Genomic DNA, 15813 nt, shown 5'->3' with positions numbered 1-15813 from the left:
TCAGCCCAAAGGACAGACTGCATGTTTTATCTCGAGCTCCAGCCCCGGTTCAGCGACACCGACGCCCTCGGGCACATCAGTAACACCACTATGCCGGTCTGGTTTGAGCAGGCGCGCACGCCCATCTTCGAAATTTTTCACCCCACTCTGGAGGTCAAAACCTGGCCGTTGATTATTGCCCGGGTGGAGGTGGATTTTCTGGCGCAAAGCTACTGGCAGCTGCCGGTCGAGGTGCGTACCGGCATTGGCAAGATCGGCAACAGTTCCTTGCAGGTGATCCAGGAGGCCTGGCAAGACGGCAAACCGATCGCACGGGGAACCTCGGTCCTGATTCATTTCGATTACGCCACCGAGAAATCCGTGCCCATCCCGGCCGGGGTCCGGGACGCGCTCGCCCGACATCTGATCGAGTAATACCGGCGATGCACCGTCACCCCGGACTTCAATGGGCGGCCTCCGGGCCAAACCACCAGTCCGGCAACCGGGCGCGGACCGGCGGCTGTAAAAACCGGTCGTCGATCAGCCAGATGACGCCCCGATCGTCCGGGGTGCGAATCACCCGACCGGCAGCCTGGGCCACTTTCTGCAGGCCCGGAATCCTGTAAGCGTAGTCGTACCCCGCGCCGAAACGCTGCTGCAAGCGTTGCCTGAGCACCTCGTGCCAGGCGTCAAAGGGGGGCAACCCGAGCGTGGCAACAAAGGCACCGATCAACTGGTTCCCGGGCAAGTCGATGCCTTCGCTGAACACACCCCCCAACACGGCAAAGGCGACGCTGCCGGTGCGGTCCTGAAATCCGGCCAGAAAGTCCCGCCGCTGCTGTGAGCTCATCCCGGGGTGCTGGGAGCGCCGGGGGATATCCGGGGCCAACTCGCCGAGCGCGTTATCCACCGCGTTCAGGTATCGGAAGCTGCTGAAAAACGCCAGATAATGCCCGGGGCGTTGCCGGTACTGCCGGGCAATCAGCTCGGCAATGGGGGCCACTGACGCTTCCCGGTGGGCCTGACGGGTACTGATGGTGGGCGTAAAGTGCACCCGCAGCTGATCGGCACTGAAGGGGCTGGGCAGAGAACGAACGCGGGTGTCCGCTGGCAGCCCCAGCAGGTCCTGAAAGTAAGGACCGGGACTGAGGGTGGCGGAAAACAGCAACACCGATGCGGCGGCGCTGAAACGCTCCCGCAGGAAATCCGCCGGTAGCAGATTTTGAATGGCCAGGCTGGCACGGCCGCGGCCCGGACGGCGAAATTCGCACAGGGAATGGTCACCAAAGGTGTCCGCCAGCTTCATGAAGGCGACCGCTTCAAACAGCAACTCCTGCAACGCCAGCTCCGGCGGGTGGTCCGTCAGGAACTCGGTGAGTGCGGACACCAGCCCTTGCAGACTGCCCATGAGCGCCACCGGCAAGGTGTCGAGCAACACGGGGGCGCCTTCGGCGTGGGTGTGCGCTCGGATGACCCCTTGCCAGGCGCGGACGGTTCGGTCCAGCGGGGACTTCAGAGCGCGGGGCGCGGTTTTGCGCACCTGCAGCAGCCGCTGTTGGTCCAGCTGTACGGAGTACATGCCCCGACCCCGATCCACCAGGTTGTGGGCTTCGTCCACCAGCACTGCGGTGTGCCAGTCGTTTTGCCGGGTCAGGCCATAGAGCAGGGCGGACTGGTCAAACATCCGGTTGACGTCACCGACCACCAGATCGCACCAACGGGCCATTTCCTGGGCCAGAAAGTAGGGGCAGATGTCGTGGCCAGCAGCGATTCGGGCCAGGGCCGCCTGGGTCAGGGGACCACCCGTCTGCGCGGCCTCGGCCCGGGCGTCCGGCAGCCGATCGAAAAACCCTTTCGCCAGCGGGCAGGCGTCACCGTGGCAGGCCTTGTCGGGGTGCACACAAGCGTCGGCCTTGGAGACCAGCTCCAGGGTGCGTAATGGCCAGATGTGTGGCGCATCTTGCGCGGCGCGCAAGCGTTCCACCGCATCGAGCGCCAGCTGGCGGGCGGTGTTCCGGCAGGTGAGGTAACACAGCAGGTCCACACCCGCTTTGGGCATGGCCATCAGCGCGGGAAACAGGGTCCCCAGGGTTTTGCCCAGCCCGGTGGGGGCCTCCAGCAACAGGGTTCCTCCGGTTACCGTGTTTTTATAGACGGTTTCAGCCAACTGACGTTGGCGCGGTCGGAACCGGGCAAACGGAAATCGCAGGCCGGCCAGGCGAAGGTCCCGTTGCTCCCGGTGATGGGCCTGTTGTTCGGCCCACAGCCGGTATCGGCCGCATAAGACCTCCAGCTCCTGCCATAGGTCCGCTGCGCTGGCGGTTTCGGTGATGGGGGTTTCCCGGTGGGTGCCGATGTCAACGTAAACGACGGACAGCTGGAGGGTTGGGCGGTTTTCCTGGCGGCACAACAGCGCGCCGTAGGCCCGCAATTGCGCCCGATGCAGGGCGCGCAGGTGGGGTCGGATGCGGGACAGATCACCCCGGTGGGTCTTGATCTCTTCCAGCAAACCGGCGTGTGGGTCGTACCCGTCGGCGCGGCCGGACAACCTGAGTTCCTGACACTCCCCGCTGAGGGCATATTCACGTTTGTACCCGCAGCCGCGCCGGGCTTGAATGGCCTGGTGGCCGGTTATGCCTTCTTCGGCGCTGGGCGCCGGGGTGTAGCGGAAATCCAGGTCGCCCTCCCGGGCCGCAAACTCGCACAGGGTGCGCACCGCCACCTTCATGGTGCGTCACCGCTGTCCTGCCAGCGCAGGTAACACACGCGGGCGGCAATGTTGTGGCGGGCAAAAAAATGCAGCCAGCGAATCTGATGATCCTGCAGCCGGTCGCCCGGGCCTTTTACTTCAATCATTTCGTAGCGGGGGCCCGGGTGCGGGTTAGTCGGGAAAAAGCGCACCAGATCGGGAAATCCGCTGCGGTGTTCGCGAATGTTCAACAACAGGCGTTGAAACAGAAGCTCCAGATCCGCCGCGGGAATGCACGCCAGTGCCAGCGACAACAGTTCTTCGGTCAGCGCGGGCCAGCTCACGAAGGGGTTGGTGAGGCCCTGTTTGGTGGCGTAGGTCGTCAGCATGGTGTGGCGGTAGCGGCCATTGCGCAGCTCTGCAAAACACTGATCAAACCGGGCCTGGCGGCGGCTGACAAAGTCATCCCGCAGCAAGTCCGCCGGCCCGCTGTGAAACGGATGAAAGAAGGCGCCGGGTATGGCCTGGAAAATTGTGTTCCAGCACAGCAGTCCGAACAGGCTGTTGATCAGGGTGTTTTCCACATAAAACACCGGTGCCTGGGGGTGCCAGAGCGCCGCCTGGACCACCTGTTCAACGGAGCCTGCGGTTGGCGGCAGGGTCAGCGTGAACGTATGGAGGTCCGGGGGGGTGGGCGCGGGCGGGGGCGGTTGTTTCAGCTTGGCTGCCAGCCGTTTCAGAATGCGCGCCAGCCCTTGGGCTTCGGCGTCGCTGAGCGCTTCGTTGTGCCAGCGCACGGCTATGGCCCAGGCCTGGTCGTAGCGTTTCATCCGCTCCAGCAGACGCAGCTGTTTCAACCGCGCTTCCCGATGGCCGCTGGCGGCCAGCGCCTGCAGCGCCAGATCCCGGTCGCCCTGGCGCTCGGCCCGCCGCCCCAGCTCCAGCAACAACCGATCGCGGCGGCTGGTCAACCAGGGGTTGTCGGTCGGCGGCGGTACCGCCGCCCACACCCGGGCGGCTGGTTCGCCGGCGTCCAGGGCCTCGCGGCAGCGGTGCATCCGCAGGTAGCTGTCCACTTCGCCGCGCTGGCCAAACGCCCGCGCGTCCGCAGTGAACGCCACCTGCTCATAGCGATGGTGGCCGAGCTCCACCAGCACAAAATCCGACCAGCTCTGGCGCAAGTTGCCAAAAAACATCAGCCGGATGCGGTCAAACAGCGCCATCTCGTTGACCCGCACCACCGGCGCGGCTGTGCGGTCCAGCCAGTCATTCACCGGGCGGGGATCACAACAGAATGCCTGCACCGCTTCCCGCAGCCGGGCTTTGGGCAGGTTGCCGGCCAACCCGGCCTGCACCAGCAGCGGCGCAAAAGTCGGGCGCAGTTCGGCCAGGGTAAACAGTCGAAACAGCTCGTCCAGGGTCAGTTGTGGGGTGGCATCCAGCCAGTCCGTGGCCTGCAACTCAGTCAGCGGCTCCCGTTCCGGGCAGCCCAGCTCCGGGTAATGAAGCTTGTCGGTCCGGAACAGCTCACCGCTGCGCATCACCAGGCGGGTCAGCAAGGCGCGGGCCGGGGGGGACAGCGCCGAGAACTCCCGCAGGCGGGCACGCTCCGACGCCAGCAGCAGGTCGGCGTGATGGGTGGCAACCCAGTTCACCACCGTCTCCATGTTCTCCAGATAATACAGGGGGTTGTCCAGATCCGCCGGACCGGGCCGAACCGCCGGGTTGAGCTTATTCATGGTCACCGCTGTGCTGTTGCAGCCACAGCCGGGCGTAATAGCCCCGCTGGGCGAGCAACTCGCGGTGCCCCCCGCTTTCCACGATCCGGCCCTGATCCATCACCAGAATGGTATCCGCATCGCGTACCGTGGACAGACGGTGGGCGATGACCAACGTGGTGCGTTGTCGGCTGACCTCGTTGAGGGCGTCGACGATGGCCTGTTCGGAAATGGAATCCAGTGAGGAGGTAGCCTCATCCAGAATCAGCAGGGGCGGGTTTTTCAGCAGCACCCGGGCGATGGCGACGCGCTGTTTTTCACCGCCGGACAGCTTCAGGCCCCGCTCGCCTACTTTGGTGTCATAACCTTCGGGCAGGCTGCGAATGAATTCGTCCAGATGGGCCTGGCGCGCGGCGTGATGCACCTCTTCTGCGCTGGCGCCGGGGCGGCCGTAGGCCAGATTGTTGTACAGGGTGTCGTTGAACAGCACGGTGTCCTGGGGCACCACGCCAATGGCGGCGCGCAGGCTGTCCAGGGTGAGCTGGCGGACATCCTGGCCGTCGATGGTGATCGCGCCGCTATCGACGTCGAAAAACCGGAACAGTAACCGTGCCAACGTGGATTTACCGGCACCGCTGGCGCCCACCACCGCCAGGGTGTGGCCGGCGGGGATGGTGATGTTCACACCCTGCAGAATGGGCCGTTCCGGTCGGTAGCTGAAACACACCTCGCGAAACCGCACCTCGCCCCGGGTAATGGTCAGGGCAGTGGCGTCATCGGCGTCTTCAATGGCCGGTTTCTCGGCCAACAGGGCGAACAGCCGCTCCACGTTCACCAGCGACTGGCGAATTTCCCGGTACACGAAGCCGAGGGCGTTCAGAGGCACAAACAGCTGGATCAGGTAGGCGTTCACCATGGTGAAATCCCCCAGAGTCATCTGTCCGGCAGCGACCTCGCGCACCGCCATGGACATGATGACGATCAGCGACGCGCCAATGATAAAGGCCTGCCCGGTGTTCAGGGCCGCCATCGACAAGCGGTTTTTCAGCCGGGCCTGTTCCCACAATTGCAGGTCGCGGTCGTATTGCTCGGCCTCAAAGCGTTCATTGTTGAAGTATTTGACGGTTTCGTAGTTCAGCAGGCTGTCGAGTGCGCGGGCGTTGGATTGGTTGTCCCGGTTGTTGGCTTCGCGCACGAAGCCGGTGCGCCATTCGGTCACACGGATGGAAAACACCACATACACCACCACCGACACCAGGATGGCCAGGACGTAGCTGGCGTTGAAGGCCAGCAGCAAGACCCCCGCCACCAATACGATTTCCAGCAGCGTGGGCACGATGTTGAACAGGGTGAAACGCAGCAGAAAGCTGATGCCATTGGTGCCCCGCTCGATGTCCCGCGCCAGGCCACCGGTTTTACGGTCCAGGTGAAATGCCAGTTCCCGCTGGTGCAGGTGGCGAAACACCCGCAGTGACACCTGCCGCATGGCCCGTTCGGCCACCCGCGCAAAAATGGCGTCGCGCAGTTCGCTGAACAGGGTGCTGCCAAAGCGCAGCGCGCCGTAGGCCAACACCAGCATCAGCGGCACCCACAACAGCAGCTCGGCGCCGCGCTGCTGGTCCAGGTAATCCACGATGTATTTGAGCGCAATGGGCGTTGCCACGGTAACCACTTTGGCCAACACCAGCATGCCCACCGCCAGCATCACCCGGCCCCGGTAGGCGGCCAGATAGGGCCACAGACCGGCGATGATCTTCCAGTCCGGTTTGTGGTGAGTGGGGTAGCTGTTGTCGGCGTGAGAGCGCACAGAACGTCCCTTCAGGTCAGATTAAGATTGATCGGCAGCCCAGTATTTGGACGTTCCTGCGGCGCACAGAAACACCCACATCACCAATACGTAGGGGAAGGTGAGCGTGGGCAGACCGATGGGTCTGAGGAAGGTGGCCAGAGCGGCCTGGCAGATCACCGTCAGTATGCCCGCCAGCAGCGCTAACACCACCGTCCCGTGGGTGGGTTTAAGAAACACCCAGCCAATGGCCATCATGGTGAGCACCGGATTGAAGGCGTACAACCCCAATTCAATGGGGGTCTCACGGGCCCCCAGCAATATCGGAACCACGAAACCCACCAGCGCCCCACACAGTGCCATAAATGCTCCGCGCCAGGAAGCGATGGCGATGCCCACCAACAACAAGCTGCCGACGAGCACGTTGTTGGCCAGCATGACCCCGGATACCCCTCTGGACAAGGCGAGGTACCATTTTTCAGGCTCTGCCAGCATGGCTTCATCGGCCACGTGAGCGCTGGCGATGGCGGCGGGGATCTGCGCGGTGGGTAACACCGGACTGCGTGAAAAATGATCAAAGGAATAGAGTGCGGCGATGAACATCCAGCAGGTCAGGGCAAAGGGCGCGGTGGATGGCGGAATGCGGTAACGCGTCAGAATGCGTAACAAAGCGGCCAGCACCACGCTGGACAGGCAGGAAGCGAGCACCACGTACAGCCAGAGTTGCGGGGTGTTTTCCACCACCAGAAACAGGCAGGGCCCCACCAGCGCGCCATTAAAACCATACACACCGGCGTCAATGTCGTCTGCGTCAAAACCCAGCAGGCGTGCGGTCAGCGTGCCAGTGACCACCCCGACCGTCGCCGCCAACCCGGCGGTGAAATCGCCGAGATAGATCGCGAGTAGAAAAATCAGGCCGGTGACCGCGTTGCCGCAAAAAAACACCTGGCCAACCCCTCGGAAAAGGACTCTCAGCGGGTAGGGCGTGACCGCATCCAGTTTCATGGCCCATTGCATTTGATTGGTCTCCGGAGCTGTTGCCACAATAGCCAGGGGTTATTGATTGGCGATGGTCTTGCGTTCACCCTGTTGCCACAGATTCAGATCTTCAGCGTCCGGGCCGGCGAAAAAGTACCATAAACCTCCCCATTGGCACCACCGACACCCCCGGGGGCAGAGCGCGCAGGATTCTTCGTCGCCGGTCGGCAACCCGGCGTATGATGGGCACTGAAGGGTCCACCAGGTTGCGATTCAGGAGGCATATTATCAACACCCGTTACCGTCAGGCGTGCACGCTGGTCAGGGCATTTCTCCACCCCTATCGCAAGGCTGTGGCCAGCGCGCTGGTGGCGCTGGTGTGTACCGCAGGGCTCACTTTGGGGCTAGGGCAAGGGTTGCGTATCCTGGTGGATCAGGGGCTGGCCACCGAATCCCCCGTGGAGCTGGCGCGGGCGGTCGGTGTGTTTTTTGTCCTGGTGCTGGGACTGGCGCTGGGCACCTTTGCGCGCTTTTATCTGGTGTCCTGGATTGGCGAAAGGGTGGTGGCGGACATCCGCAAACGGGTGTTCAACCATCTGATCGATCTGCCCCCGGGGTTCTTCGAACACAACCGGGCCCTGGAAATACAGTCACGTTTCACCGCCGACACCACGGTGTTGCAATCGGTGATTGGTTCGTCAGTGTCCATTGCCTTGCGCAACGCGCTGATGCTGGTGGGCGGGTTGGTGTTGCTGTTTGTCACCAACGCACGGTTGGCCAGCATCATTGTGCTGGGGTTTCCGGTGGTGATCCTGCCCATCCTGATTTTCGGCCGGCGGGTGCGCCAGTTATCCCGCCTGAGCCAGGATCGGGTCGCTGACGTGGGCAGTTACGTGGGCGAAAATCTGACCCAGATAAAAACCCTGCAGGCTTTCAACCATCAGGCCCACGACCGGACTTATTTCGACCGGGTGTCCGAGAGTGCCTTCGACACGGCCCACGCCCGCATCCGCCAGCGGGCCTGGCTGAGCACCCTGGCGATCACCTTGGTGATGGGCGCCATCGGGGTGGTGATCTGGGTGGGCGGGCTGGATGTCATTCACGGCCGCATCAGCCCCGGTGAGCTGGCGGCCTTTTTGTTCTACAGCCTGCTGGTGGGCGTGGCAGCCGGTGCCATCAGCGAAGTGATCGGCGAGTTGCAACGGGCCGCGGGTTCAGCCGCGCGACTGTTTGAGTTGTTGCAGACCCAGCCCGAATTCCAGCGCCCGGCCACCGCACTGGATCAGTTTCCCGCGCCGGTGCGGGGCGAGATCCAACTGGACAATCTGACCTTCCGCTATCCGGGCCGCCGCGGCCAGCCGGCGCTGGCGGATATCTGCCTGCATGTGCGGGCCGGGGAGACCCTGGCGTTGGTGGGGCCGTCGGGGGCCGGCAAATCCACGCTGTTCGATCTGCTGTTGAATTTTTATGAACTCGACAGCGGCAGTATTCGCCTCGACGGCATCGACACCCGTGAGATGTCCCTGCAGGCCCTGCGCAGCTGTTTCGCGCTGGTGCCGCAGAACCCGGCGCTGTTCCACGGCACGGTGGCCGACAACATCCGTTACGGTCGTCCCGAAGCCAGTCTGGCAGAAGTGGAACAGGCCGCCCGGGTGGCCCACGCCCACGAATTTATCGCCACTTTGCCGGAAGGCTACCACACCCGCCTGGGGGACGCTGGCCAGGGCTTGTCCGGTGGTCAGCAGCAGCGCCTGGCCATCGCCCGGGCGTTGTTGGTGGACGCACCGATTCTGCTGCTGGATGAGGCCACCAGCGCGCTGGACGCCCAGAGTGAACACCTGATTCAACAGGCCATGCCGGCACTGACTGCGGGCCGCACCACCCTGGTGATTGCCCACCGTCTGGCCACGGTCCGCCACGCCGATCGCATTGCAGTGCTGGATCGTGGGCGCTTGCTGGCGGTCGGCCACCATGACCAGCTGATGCAGGAAAACAGTCTGTATCGGCGCCTGGCGGCGCTGCAGTTCCGTGACCAGACAGACTGAATGAACAACTAGCGCCATCCCTTTTGGGCATGCACCATCGCAGAGCTTAAATTACTTTCATTTGCAAATGCGAATCTATATCATTCTCGCCTCGTTTCACTTGTGTCACAACGAAGGAGTTGGGAATGTCGACCAGATCAGGACTGCTGGCCACCGCGGTGATGTTTGGCAGTATTGGGCAAATGGGGGTTGCCACGGCGCAGCCGGTGGAGCTGGATGAGCTGGTGGTGACGGCGTCGGGGTTTGCCCAGACCCAGGCCGCAGCACCGGCCAGTATCACCGTAATTAGCGGCGAAGAGATCCGCAGCAAGCAAGCCTTTACGCTCACCGATATCCTCAGTGACGTCGAAGGCGTGGATGTCAGTGGAAAAGCCGGTAAAACCGGCGGGTTTGATATCCGCATGCGGGGCATGCCAGCTGAATACACCCTGATTCTGATTGACGGTCGCCGTCAGAATACCGCCGGCAATGTCACGCCCAACGGCTTTGGCCAGAGTGCGACCAGTTTCCTGCCACCACCGGCCGCGATTGAGCGCATCGAAGTCGTGCGCGGCCCCATGTCGACGCTCTACGGCTCCGATGCCATGGGTGGCGTCATCAACATTATCACCCGTAAGGTCAGTCCACAGTGGACGTCCTCGTTAACCGCGGAAACCACGTTCAATGAAGACCGCGATTACGGTGACAGCCGCGCCTACAGCGCCTACACCACGGGGCCTCTGGTGGACAACCTGATCGGCTTGCAGTTGCGCGGGCGATGGTTTGAACGCGACGAATCCGCGCTGGAATACCTGGATCTGAATGGTGACCCGATGACGATCAGTACCCGGGGACCCAGCCCGGTCGAGTCGGAGCAATACACCGTGGGCGGTCGCTTGACGGTCACCCCCGGAGAGTCCAACGATTTCTGGCTGGATATTGAAAGCAGTCGCCAGGATTACGATAACTCAGAAGGCCAGCTGGGGACGCTCGGGGTCAAGGGTTATGGTCCCGAGCTGGCGTTTGACCGTGACCAGATTGCCGTGGGGCACACCGGTCGGTTGGCCATTGGCACACTGGAAACCTCCGTCATGAGGAATATCACCGAAACCAGTGGCCGGCTGATTCCAAAAGGCGTACCCGGGAAAACGGCCGGTTCCGACAGAGAATTGCTGGCCGAGAACCGGGTGATCGACAGCAAGCTGGTGATGCCCGTGGATAACCATATGGTGACTGTGGGTGGTCAGTGGTTCGAGGCCAGCATGACCGATGGTGTGGCCAGTGAGGAATTCAAACAGAAAACCCAGGCGCTGTTTGTGGAGGACGAATGGTTTGTTGCCGAAGATCTTGCCCTGACCCTGGGAGGGCGATACGACCATCATGATGCCTTTGGCGGCCAGTTCAGCCCCCGTGCCTATCTGGTCTGGAATTCCACCCCGGAGCTGACGATCAAAGGGGGCGTCAGTCGAGGCTATAAAACCCCGGGTCTGGAACAGCTGGCACCCGGAATCGTCGGCTTTACCGGTCAGGGCACCATCCCCATGTTTGGCAACCCGGCGCTGCAGCCGGAGAAGAGCACGTCCACCGAGCTGGCCCTGATATACGACAAGCCGGGCGTGTTTCGGGTGGGTGCCACCGTTTTCTATAATGACTTTACCGATAAGATTGCCAACGGTCCGGATCTGTTGAACTGCCGGTTTGCAGACGCCCCCAATCGTCCCGGTTGTGTCGACAAGGGCGACTGGCCCAAGGCGAATACCTTCGCGCAAAAGTTGAATATTGACGATGCGATCACCCGGGGCGTGGAGTTGCACGGCATGGTGCCGGTGGCCCGGCACTGGCGTCTGGGCATGAACTACACCTACACCGACAGCGAGCAGCAGTCCGGAGAAAACAAAGGGCAGCCGCTGACCGATACGCCCGCGCACATGGCGAATGTCTCGCTGAACTGGACGCCGTCCGTGCGCTGGTCGGCTTTTCTGAAAGCGGAGTACGAGAGCGAGCGTTACCGGGCCCGTGACCGTGTCCGTGGGGCGCCTTCGTACCACGACCTGGGAGATTTCAAGGCGTTCACCCTGGTGCATCTGGGGGGGCGCCTGCAGGCTACGCAAAACCTGGCGTTCAGCGCTGCGATCTACAACCTGCTGGACAAGGACTTCATTGATTATCAGGCCTATGAAAACGGCACGCTGTATGGCAACCGTTACGCCAACCCGGAAGAAGGCCGCCGGCTCTGGCTGTCGGCCAATCTGACCTTCTGAACCTTGCGCCACTCTGGCGCTATACTCTTTGAACACTGATCAAGGAGTATGCGCCATGAGTGATACCCCCCAGGATTCCCGTCGCCGTTACTCCGCCCCGGTGGTGGATGGCGTCAACAAGTCCGCCGGTCGCGCCATGCTGCGGGCGGTGGGCTTTACCGATGACGACTTCCGCAAGCCCCAGGTCGGTATTGCCTCCACCTGGAGTCAGGTCACACCCTGTAACAGCCACATCGATGAATTGGCCGAGGTTGCCTGTCAGGGCGCGGATCAGGCCGGTGGCAAGGGCGTCATATTCAACACCATCACCATTTCCGACGGCATCGCCAACGGCACCGAGGGCATGAAGTATTCGCTGGTGTCCCGGGAAGTGATCGCCGATTCCATTGAAACCGTGGCCGCTTGTGAGGGCTTTGACGGCCTGGTGGCCATTGGCGGCTGCGACAAGAATATGCCCGGTTGTCTGATGGGCATGGCCCGCCTGAACCGCCCCAGTGTGTTCGTCTACGGCGGTACCATTTTGCCCGGTGACGGCCACACCGATATTGTCTCGGTGTTCGAGGCGGTCGGCGCCCATGCCAAGGGCGAACTGTCGCTGATTGAAGTGAAGCAGATCGAAGAAACCGCCATCCCCGGCCCCGGTGCCTGCGGTGGCATGTACACCGCCAACACCATGGCGTCGGCGATCGAGGCTCTGGGCATGAGTCTGCCGGGCAGCTCGGCGCAGAATGCCGTGTCCAACGACAAACGCGCCGACTGTGCGGCCGCAGGTGCGGCGGTGCTGGAGTTGCTGGCCCAGGACATCAAACCCTCCGACATCATGACCCGGGCGGCGTTTGAAAATGCCATCACCCTGGTGATCGCCCTCGGCGGTTCCACCAACGCGGTGCTCCATCTGATCGCCATGGCCAATACGGTGGGCGTTGCGCTGACCCTGGAGGACTTTACCCGCCTCGGCAAAGGGGTACCGGTACTGGCAGACCTGCGCCCCAGCGGTCATTACATGATGAGCGAACTGGTGGCCATCGGCGGCATCCAGCCGTTGATGAAAACCCTGCTTGAGGCCGGCCTGCTGCACGGCGAGTGTCTGACCGTGACCGGCCAGACGCTGGCGGACAATCTGGCGGGCGTGGCACCTTATGCCGCCGGGCAGGACATCATCCGGCCGCTGGACAACCCCATCAAACCCGAAAGCCACCTGCGTATTTTGTATGGCAATCTGGCCCCCGAGGGGGCCGTTGCCAAAATCACCGGCAAGGAAGGTACCCGCTTCGCCGGCACCGCCCGGGTGTTCGGGTCGGAAGAGGAGGCGCAGGCGCGGATTCTGGATGGCACCGTGGTGGCCGGGGATGTGCTGGTGATCCGCTACGAAGGCCCGCGGGGTGGTCCCGGGATGCGCGAAATGCTGTCGCCCACCTCGGCCATTATGGGCCGCGGCCTGGGCAACGACGTGGCGTTGATCACCGATGGTCGTTTTTCCGGGGGCAGCCACGGATTCGTGGTCGGTCACATCACCCCGGAAGCCTTCGACGGCGGCCCGTTGGCGCTGGTGCAGGACGGCGACCCGATTGTGATCGACGCGGTCGCGGACCGCATCGAGCTCCAGGTGGATGATCAGGAGCTGGAGCGCCGTCGCCGCGCCTGGCAACAGCCGCCGCCCCGGTATCGGCGGGGGGTGTTGGCCAAATACGCGCGCACCGTCAGCTCCGCCTCCACCGGGGCGGTCACCGACCTCCCGGATACCGACTGACGGCGCGGACAGTGGTCCGCAGCCGGGTGTTTCACAGCGGTTCAAGGCCCTGATTTTACAAAAAAACACACCATTGGGGGGCAAACACTATTGACCTTGTGCGGCATTCGCTCAATGATCTGACTACGCTTTGGCCAGGTACAGGCCAAAAGTAGTCTTTTCAAGGAGTTGTTCCATGGGTTTTGTTTTGCCATTGCTGTTGGCCGTGCTGACAGTCGTCAACCCAGCTGCCGCGGTGGCCTCAGAAAAACTGTACGTGTACACGGAAAATTTTCCGCCCTACAACATGAGCACCCAGGGGCGGGAATACGAGCACGGCCGCGATTCCATCGATGGCATCTGCGCCGAAATGGTCAAAGCCCTGTTTGCCCACACCGGCTTTGACTACGCCATGAAGCTGCGCAACTGGGATTATGGCTATAACCGGGCGAAAAACCGGGCCAATCACGGCATATTTTGCACCACCTACACCGACAGCCGCGCGTCCGAGTTCAAGTGGGTGGGCCCCTTGACCCAAAACCTGTGGACAATTTTTGCGCCTGCGGGCAGCACCTTCACCATGGACACGCTGGAGGATGCCCGCGGCAAGACCATCGGCGGGTTCCGTAACGATGTTATGACCGAATTTCTGCTGGAGCGTGGCTACACGGTCTCGGCTCTGGAAAGCGACGATCTTAATCCGAAACGACTGGAGTTGGGGCAGATAGATCTGTGGATATCCGACGGTCTGGCCGGACCGTATTTTGCGGCTCAGCAGAATGTAGAAGGACTGGTACCGGTGTATTCATTCAATGATGTCGACCTGTACCTGGCCATGAGTCTGGAAACTTCAGACGACGTTGTCAACACGCTCAACCGCGCGCTGAACACAATAAAAACAACTGGCATGTACGACGCGATCGGAACCAAATATGGACTCTGATGGCTCGTCATGCGTTCACGCTCGGGTACGGTTCATGCCTGATGCCCGGGCATACTGTTGCAAGGAGCTGTTCCCATGGTTTTCATTCCACGACTGATACTGGCCCTGCTGGCGTTCGTCACCACCTCGGTTGTCGGTGCCTCAGAAAGACTCTACGTGTACACGGAGAACTACCCCCCTTACAACATGAGCACCCAGGGGCGGGCATTCGAGCACAGCGCCGATCAGATTGACGGCATCTGTGCCGAGCGGGCGAAAGCGGTGATCGAGCAGGCGGGCATCGACTATGTGATGAAGCTGCGCAACTGGGACTATGGCTACACCCGCGCCCAGCAAAAAATCAATCACGGCATCATCTGCACCACCTATACCGAAGCCCGGGCCCCCCTGTTCAAGTGGGTGGGACCCCTGGCCCAGAACGAATGGACGATTTTTGCGCCCCCGGGCAGCACCTTCAAAATGAACAGGCTGGAAGACGCCAAGGGCAAGACCATTGGCGGCTATCGCAATGACGTACGCAGCGAGTATTTGTTGGAACGGGGGTATAAGGTCTCCGCTCTGGAGAGCGACGACCTCAATCCGAAACGATTGGAGCTGGGACAGATTGATCTGTGGATTGCCGAGCGCTTGGGAGGGCCTTACTATGCCTCGCAGCAGAATGTGGAAGGCCTGGTGCCGGTCTACTCGTTCAACAACGTGGGCCTGTATCTTGCCATGAATCTGGACACGCCCGATGCCGTGGTTGAAAGACTCAACCAGGCGTTGGAAGCGATCAAAATCAATGGCATGTACGACGCCATTGGCACAAAATACGGGCTCTAACCAGGCCCGGTGAATACACCCCGGACAGGGTCCTGGTGCCTTGTCCGGCTTTTCTGTTTCAAGGAGTTGTTTTCATGGGTTTCATTCCACCGCTGGTGCTGGCACTGCTGGCACTGGTCAATACCTCGGCCGTTGCTGCTCCCGAGCGACTGTATGTGTACACCGAAAATGGTCCTCCCTATAACATGAGTACCCAGGGGCGGGCGTTCGAGCACAGCGCCGATCAGATTGACGGCATCTGTGCCGAGCGGGCAAAAGCGGTGATCGAGCAGGCGGGCATCGACTATGTGATGAAACTGCGTAACTGGGACTATGGCTATAACCGGGCCCAGACCAAGGTCAACCACGGCATCATCTGCACCACCTATACCGAAGCCCGGGCCCCCTGTTCAAGTGGGTGGGCCCCCTGGCGCCGTTCGAGTGGGCGATTTTTGCGCCCCCGGGCAGCACCTTCAAGATGAACAGACTGGAGGACGCCAAGGGTAAGGTCATCGGTGGGTACCGTAACGATGTGAGAAGCGAATACCTGCTGGAACAGGGCTACAACGTCTCCCTGCTGGATAGTGACGACCTCAACCCCAAGCGACTGGAACTGGGACAGATCGACCTGTGGCTGGCGGATCGCCTGGCGGGCCCCTACATTGCCTCCCAGCAGAATGTGGAGGGACTGGTGCCGGTGTTTACCTTCAACAGTGTGGACCTGTACCTGGCCATGAACCTGGACACCCCGGATGAAACCATCAACAAGCTCAACCGGGCGCTGGAAGAGATCAAGGCCAATGGCATCTATGACGCCATCGGCACCAAATACGGGCTCTGAGCGGGTCTGAATTCCCCACCCCGGGCAGGGTCACGGGACCTTGCCCACTCACACTGTTACAAGG

At 61.9% G+C, this 15813-nt stretch carries 12 protein-coding genes; 8 read left to right on the top strand and 4 right to left on the bottom strand.

Annotated features, from left to right (window positions below; translation table 11 throughout):
• The first annotated feature begins 21 nt into the window (after positions 1–21).
• Positions 22–414: an acyl-CoA thioesterase gene (locus BG841_RS06225; protein ID WP_070056865.1), complete on the top strand. Its 393-nt coding sequence runs from the start codon at positions 22–24 to the stop codon at positions 412–414.
• A gap of 28 nt (positions 415–442) precedes the next feature.
• On the opposite strand, the gene BG841_RS06220 is transcribed toward BG841_RS06225, so the two are convergent.
• The 4 genes from BG841_RS06220 to yut are packed head-to-tail and all read right to left on the bottom strand — an operon-like array spanning position 443 to position 7189.
• The gene (locus BG841_RS06220; protein WP_070056864.1) at positions 443–2707 is read right to left on the bottom strand and encodes an ATP-dependent DNA helicase; all 2265 of its coding nucleotides are present in this window, start codon (positions 2705–2707) and stop codon (positions 443–445) included.
• On the bottom strand, positions 2704–4407 hold the full coding sequence (locus tag BG841_RS06215) for a VRR-NUC domain-containing protein (protein WP_070056863.1): 1704 nt from the start codon (positions 4405–4407) through the stop codon (positions 2704–2706). Before BG841_RS06215 ends, BG841_RS06220 begins: the two co-directional genes overlap by 4 nt.
• Positions 4400–6193 (bottom strand): ABCB family ABC transporter ATP-binding protein/permease, encoded by a 1794-nt coding sequence (locus BG841_RS06210; protein WP_070056862.1) that lies wholly within the window; start codon positions 6191–6193, stop codon positions 4400–4402. The genes BG841_RS06215 and BG841_RS06210 overlap by 8 nt, the downstream gene beginning before the upstream one ends.
• 21 nt (positions 6194–6214) lie before the next feature.
• Positions 6215–7189, bottom strand: coding sequence for an urea transporter (gene yut / locus BG841_RS06205; protein ID WP_070056861.1), 975 nt, complete (start codon positions 7187–7189; stop codon positions 6215–6217).
• Between the two features lie 203 nt (positions 7190–7392).
• Here yut and BG841_RS06200 point away from each other — a divergent pair, with 203 nt between their 5' ends.
• The 7 genes from BG841_RS06200 to BG841_RS17320 all read left to right on the top strand — a co-directional run bounded on the left by BG841_RS06200 (position 7393) and on the right by BG841_RS17320 (position 15749).
• The gene (locus tag BG841_RS06200; protein ID WP_083260311.1) at positions 7393–9195 is read left to right on the top strand and encodes an ABC transporter transmembrane domain-containing protein; all 1803 of its coding nucleotides are present in this window, start codon (positions 7393–7395) and stop codon (positions 9193–9195) included.
• Between the two features lie 125 nt (positions 9196–9320).
• Positions 9321–11435, top strand: a complete 2115-nt coding sequence (locus BG841_RS06195; protein ID WP_070056860.1) for a TonB-dependent receptor domain-containing protein — start codon at positions 9321–9323, stop codon at positions 11433–11435.
• A 55-nt stretch (positions 11436–11490) separates the two neighbouring features.
• Entirely contained in the window at positions 11491–13185 is a 1695-nt protein-coding gene (gene ilvD, locus BG841_RS06190; protein ID WP_070056859.1) for a dihydroxy-acid dehydratase, read from the top strand.
• Positions 13186–13360: 175 nt separating this feature from the next.
• Positions 13361–14107, top strand: a complete 747-nt coding sequence (locus tag BG841_RS06185; RefSeq protein WP_070056858.1) for a substrate-binding periplasmic protein — start codon at positions 13361–13363, stop codon at positions 14105–14107.
• Between the two features lie 75 nt (positions 14108–14182).
• Positions 14183–14929 (top strand): substrate-binding periplasmic protein, encoded by a 747-nt coding sequence (locus tag BG841_RS06180; RefSeq protein WP_074454295.1) that lies wholly within the window; start codon positions 14183–14185, stop codon positions 14927–14929.
• Positions 14930–15003: 74 nt separating this feature from the next.
• The gene (locus BG841_RS17325) at positions 15004–15390 is read left to right on the top strand and encodes a hypothetical protein (protein ID WP_228141610.1); all 387 of its coding nucleotides are present in this window, start codon (positions 15004–15006) and stop codon (positions 15388–15390) included.
• Positions 15387–15749, top strand: coding sequence for a substrate-binding periplasmic protein (locus BG841_RS17320; protein ID WP_228141609.1), 363 nt, complete (start codon positions 15387–15389; stop codon positions 15747–15749). The genes BG841_RS17325 and BG841_RS17320 overlap by 4 nt, the downstream gene beginning before the upstream one ends.
• The last annotated feature ends 64 nt before the right edge of the window (positions 15750–15813 follow it).

The sequence above is a fragment of the Marinobacter sp. X15-166B genome, assembly GCF_001752365.1.
Lineage (GTDB): Bacteria > Pseudomonadota > Gammaproteobacteria > Pseudomonadales > Oleiphilaceae > Marinobacter.
Note: the sequence above shows the minus strand (reverse complement) of the source record. Positions and strands in the feature narration are given on the sequence as shown.

What these genes read in the sequence shown, in the direction of transcription:
- ilvD (WP_070056859.1), top strand. Translation starts at nt 11,491, where the DNA reads ATGAGTGATACCCCCCAGGATTCCCGTCGCCGTTACTCCGCCCCGGTG.
- BG841_RS06220 (WP_070056864.1), bottom strand. Translation starts at nt 2,707, where the DNA reads ATGAAGGTGGCGGTGCGCACCCTGTGCGAGTTTGCGGCCCGGGAGGGC.
- BG841_RS06225 (WP_070056865.1), top strand. Translation starts at nt 22, where the DNA reads ATGTTTTATCTCGAGCTCCAGCCCCGGTTCAGCGACACCGACGCCCTC.
- BG841_RS06180 (WP_074454295.1), top strand. Translation starts at nt 14,183, where the DNA reads ATGGTTTTCATTCCACGACTGATACTGGCCCTGCTGGCGTTCGTCACC.
- BG841_RS17325 (WP_228141610.1), top strand. Translation starts at nt 15,004, where the DNA reads ATGGGTTTCATTCCACCGCTGGTGCTGGCACTGCTGGCACTGGTCAAT.
- BG841_RS06195 (WP_070056860.1), top strand. Translation starts at nt 9,321, where the DNA reads ATGTCGACCAGATCAGGACTGCTGGCCACCGCGGTGATGTTTGGCAGT.
- BG841_RS06185 (WP_070056858.1), top strand. Translation starts at nt 13,361, where the DNA reads ATGGGTTTTGTTTTGCCATTGCTGTTGGCCGTGCTGACAGTCGTCAAC.
- BG841_RS06215 (WP_070056863.1), bottom strand. Translation starts at nt 4,407, where the DNA reads ATGAATAAGCTCAACCCGGCGGTTCGGCCCGGTCCGGCGGATCTGGAC.
- BG841_RS17320 (WP_228141609.1), top strand. Translation starts at nt 15,387, where the DNA reads ATGAACAGACTGGAGGACGCCAAGGGTAAGGTCATCGGTGGGTACCGT.
- yut (WP_070056861.1), bottom strand. Translation starts at nt 7,189, where the DNA reads ATGCAATGGGCCATGAAACTGGATGCGGTCACGCCCTACCCGCTGAGA.
- BG841_RS06200 (WP_083260311.1), top strand. Translation starts at nt 7,393, where the DNA reads ATGGGCACTGAAGGGTCCACCAGGTTGCGATTCAGGAGGCATATTATC.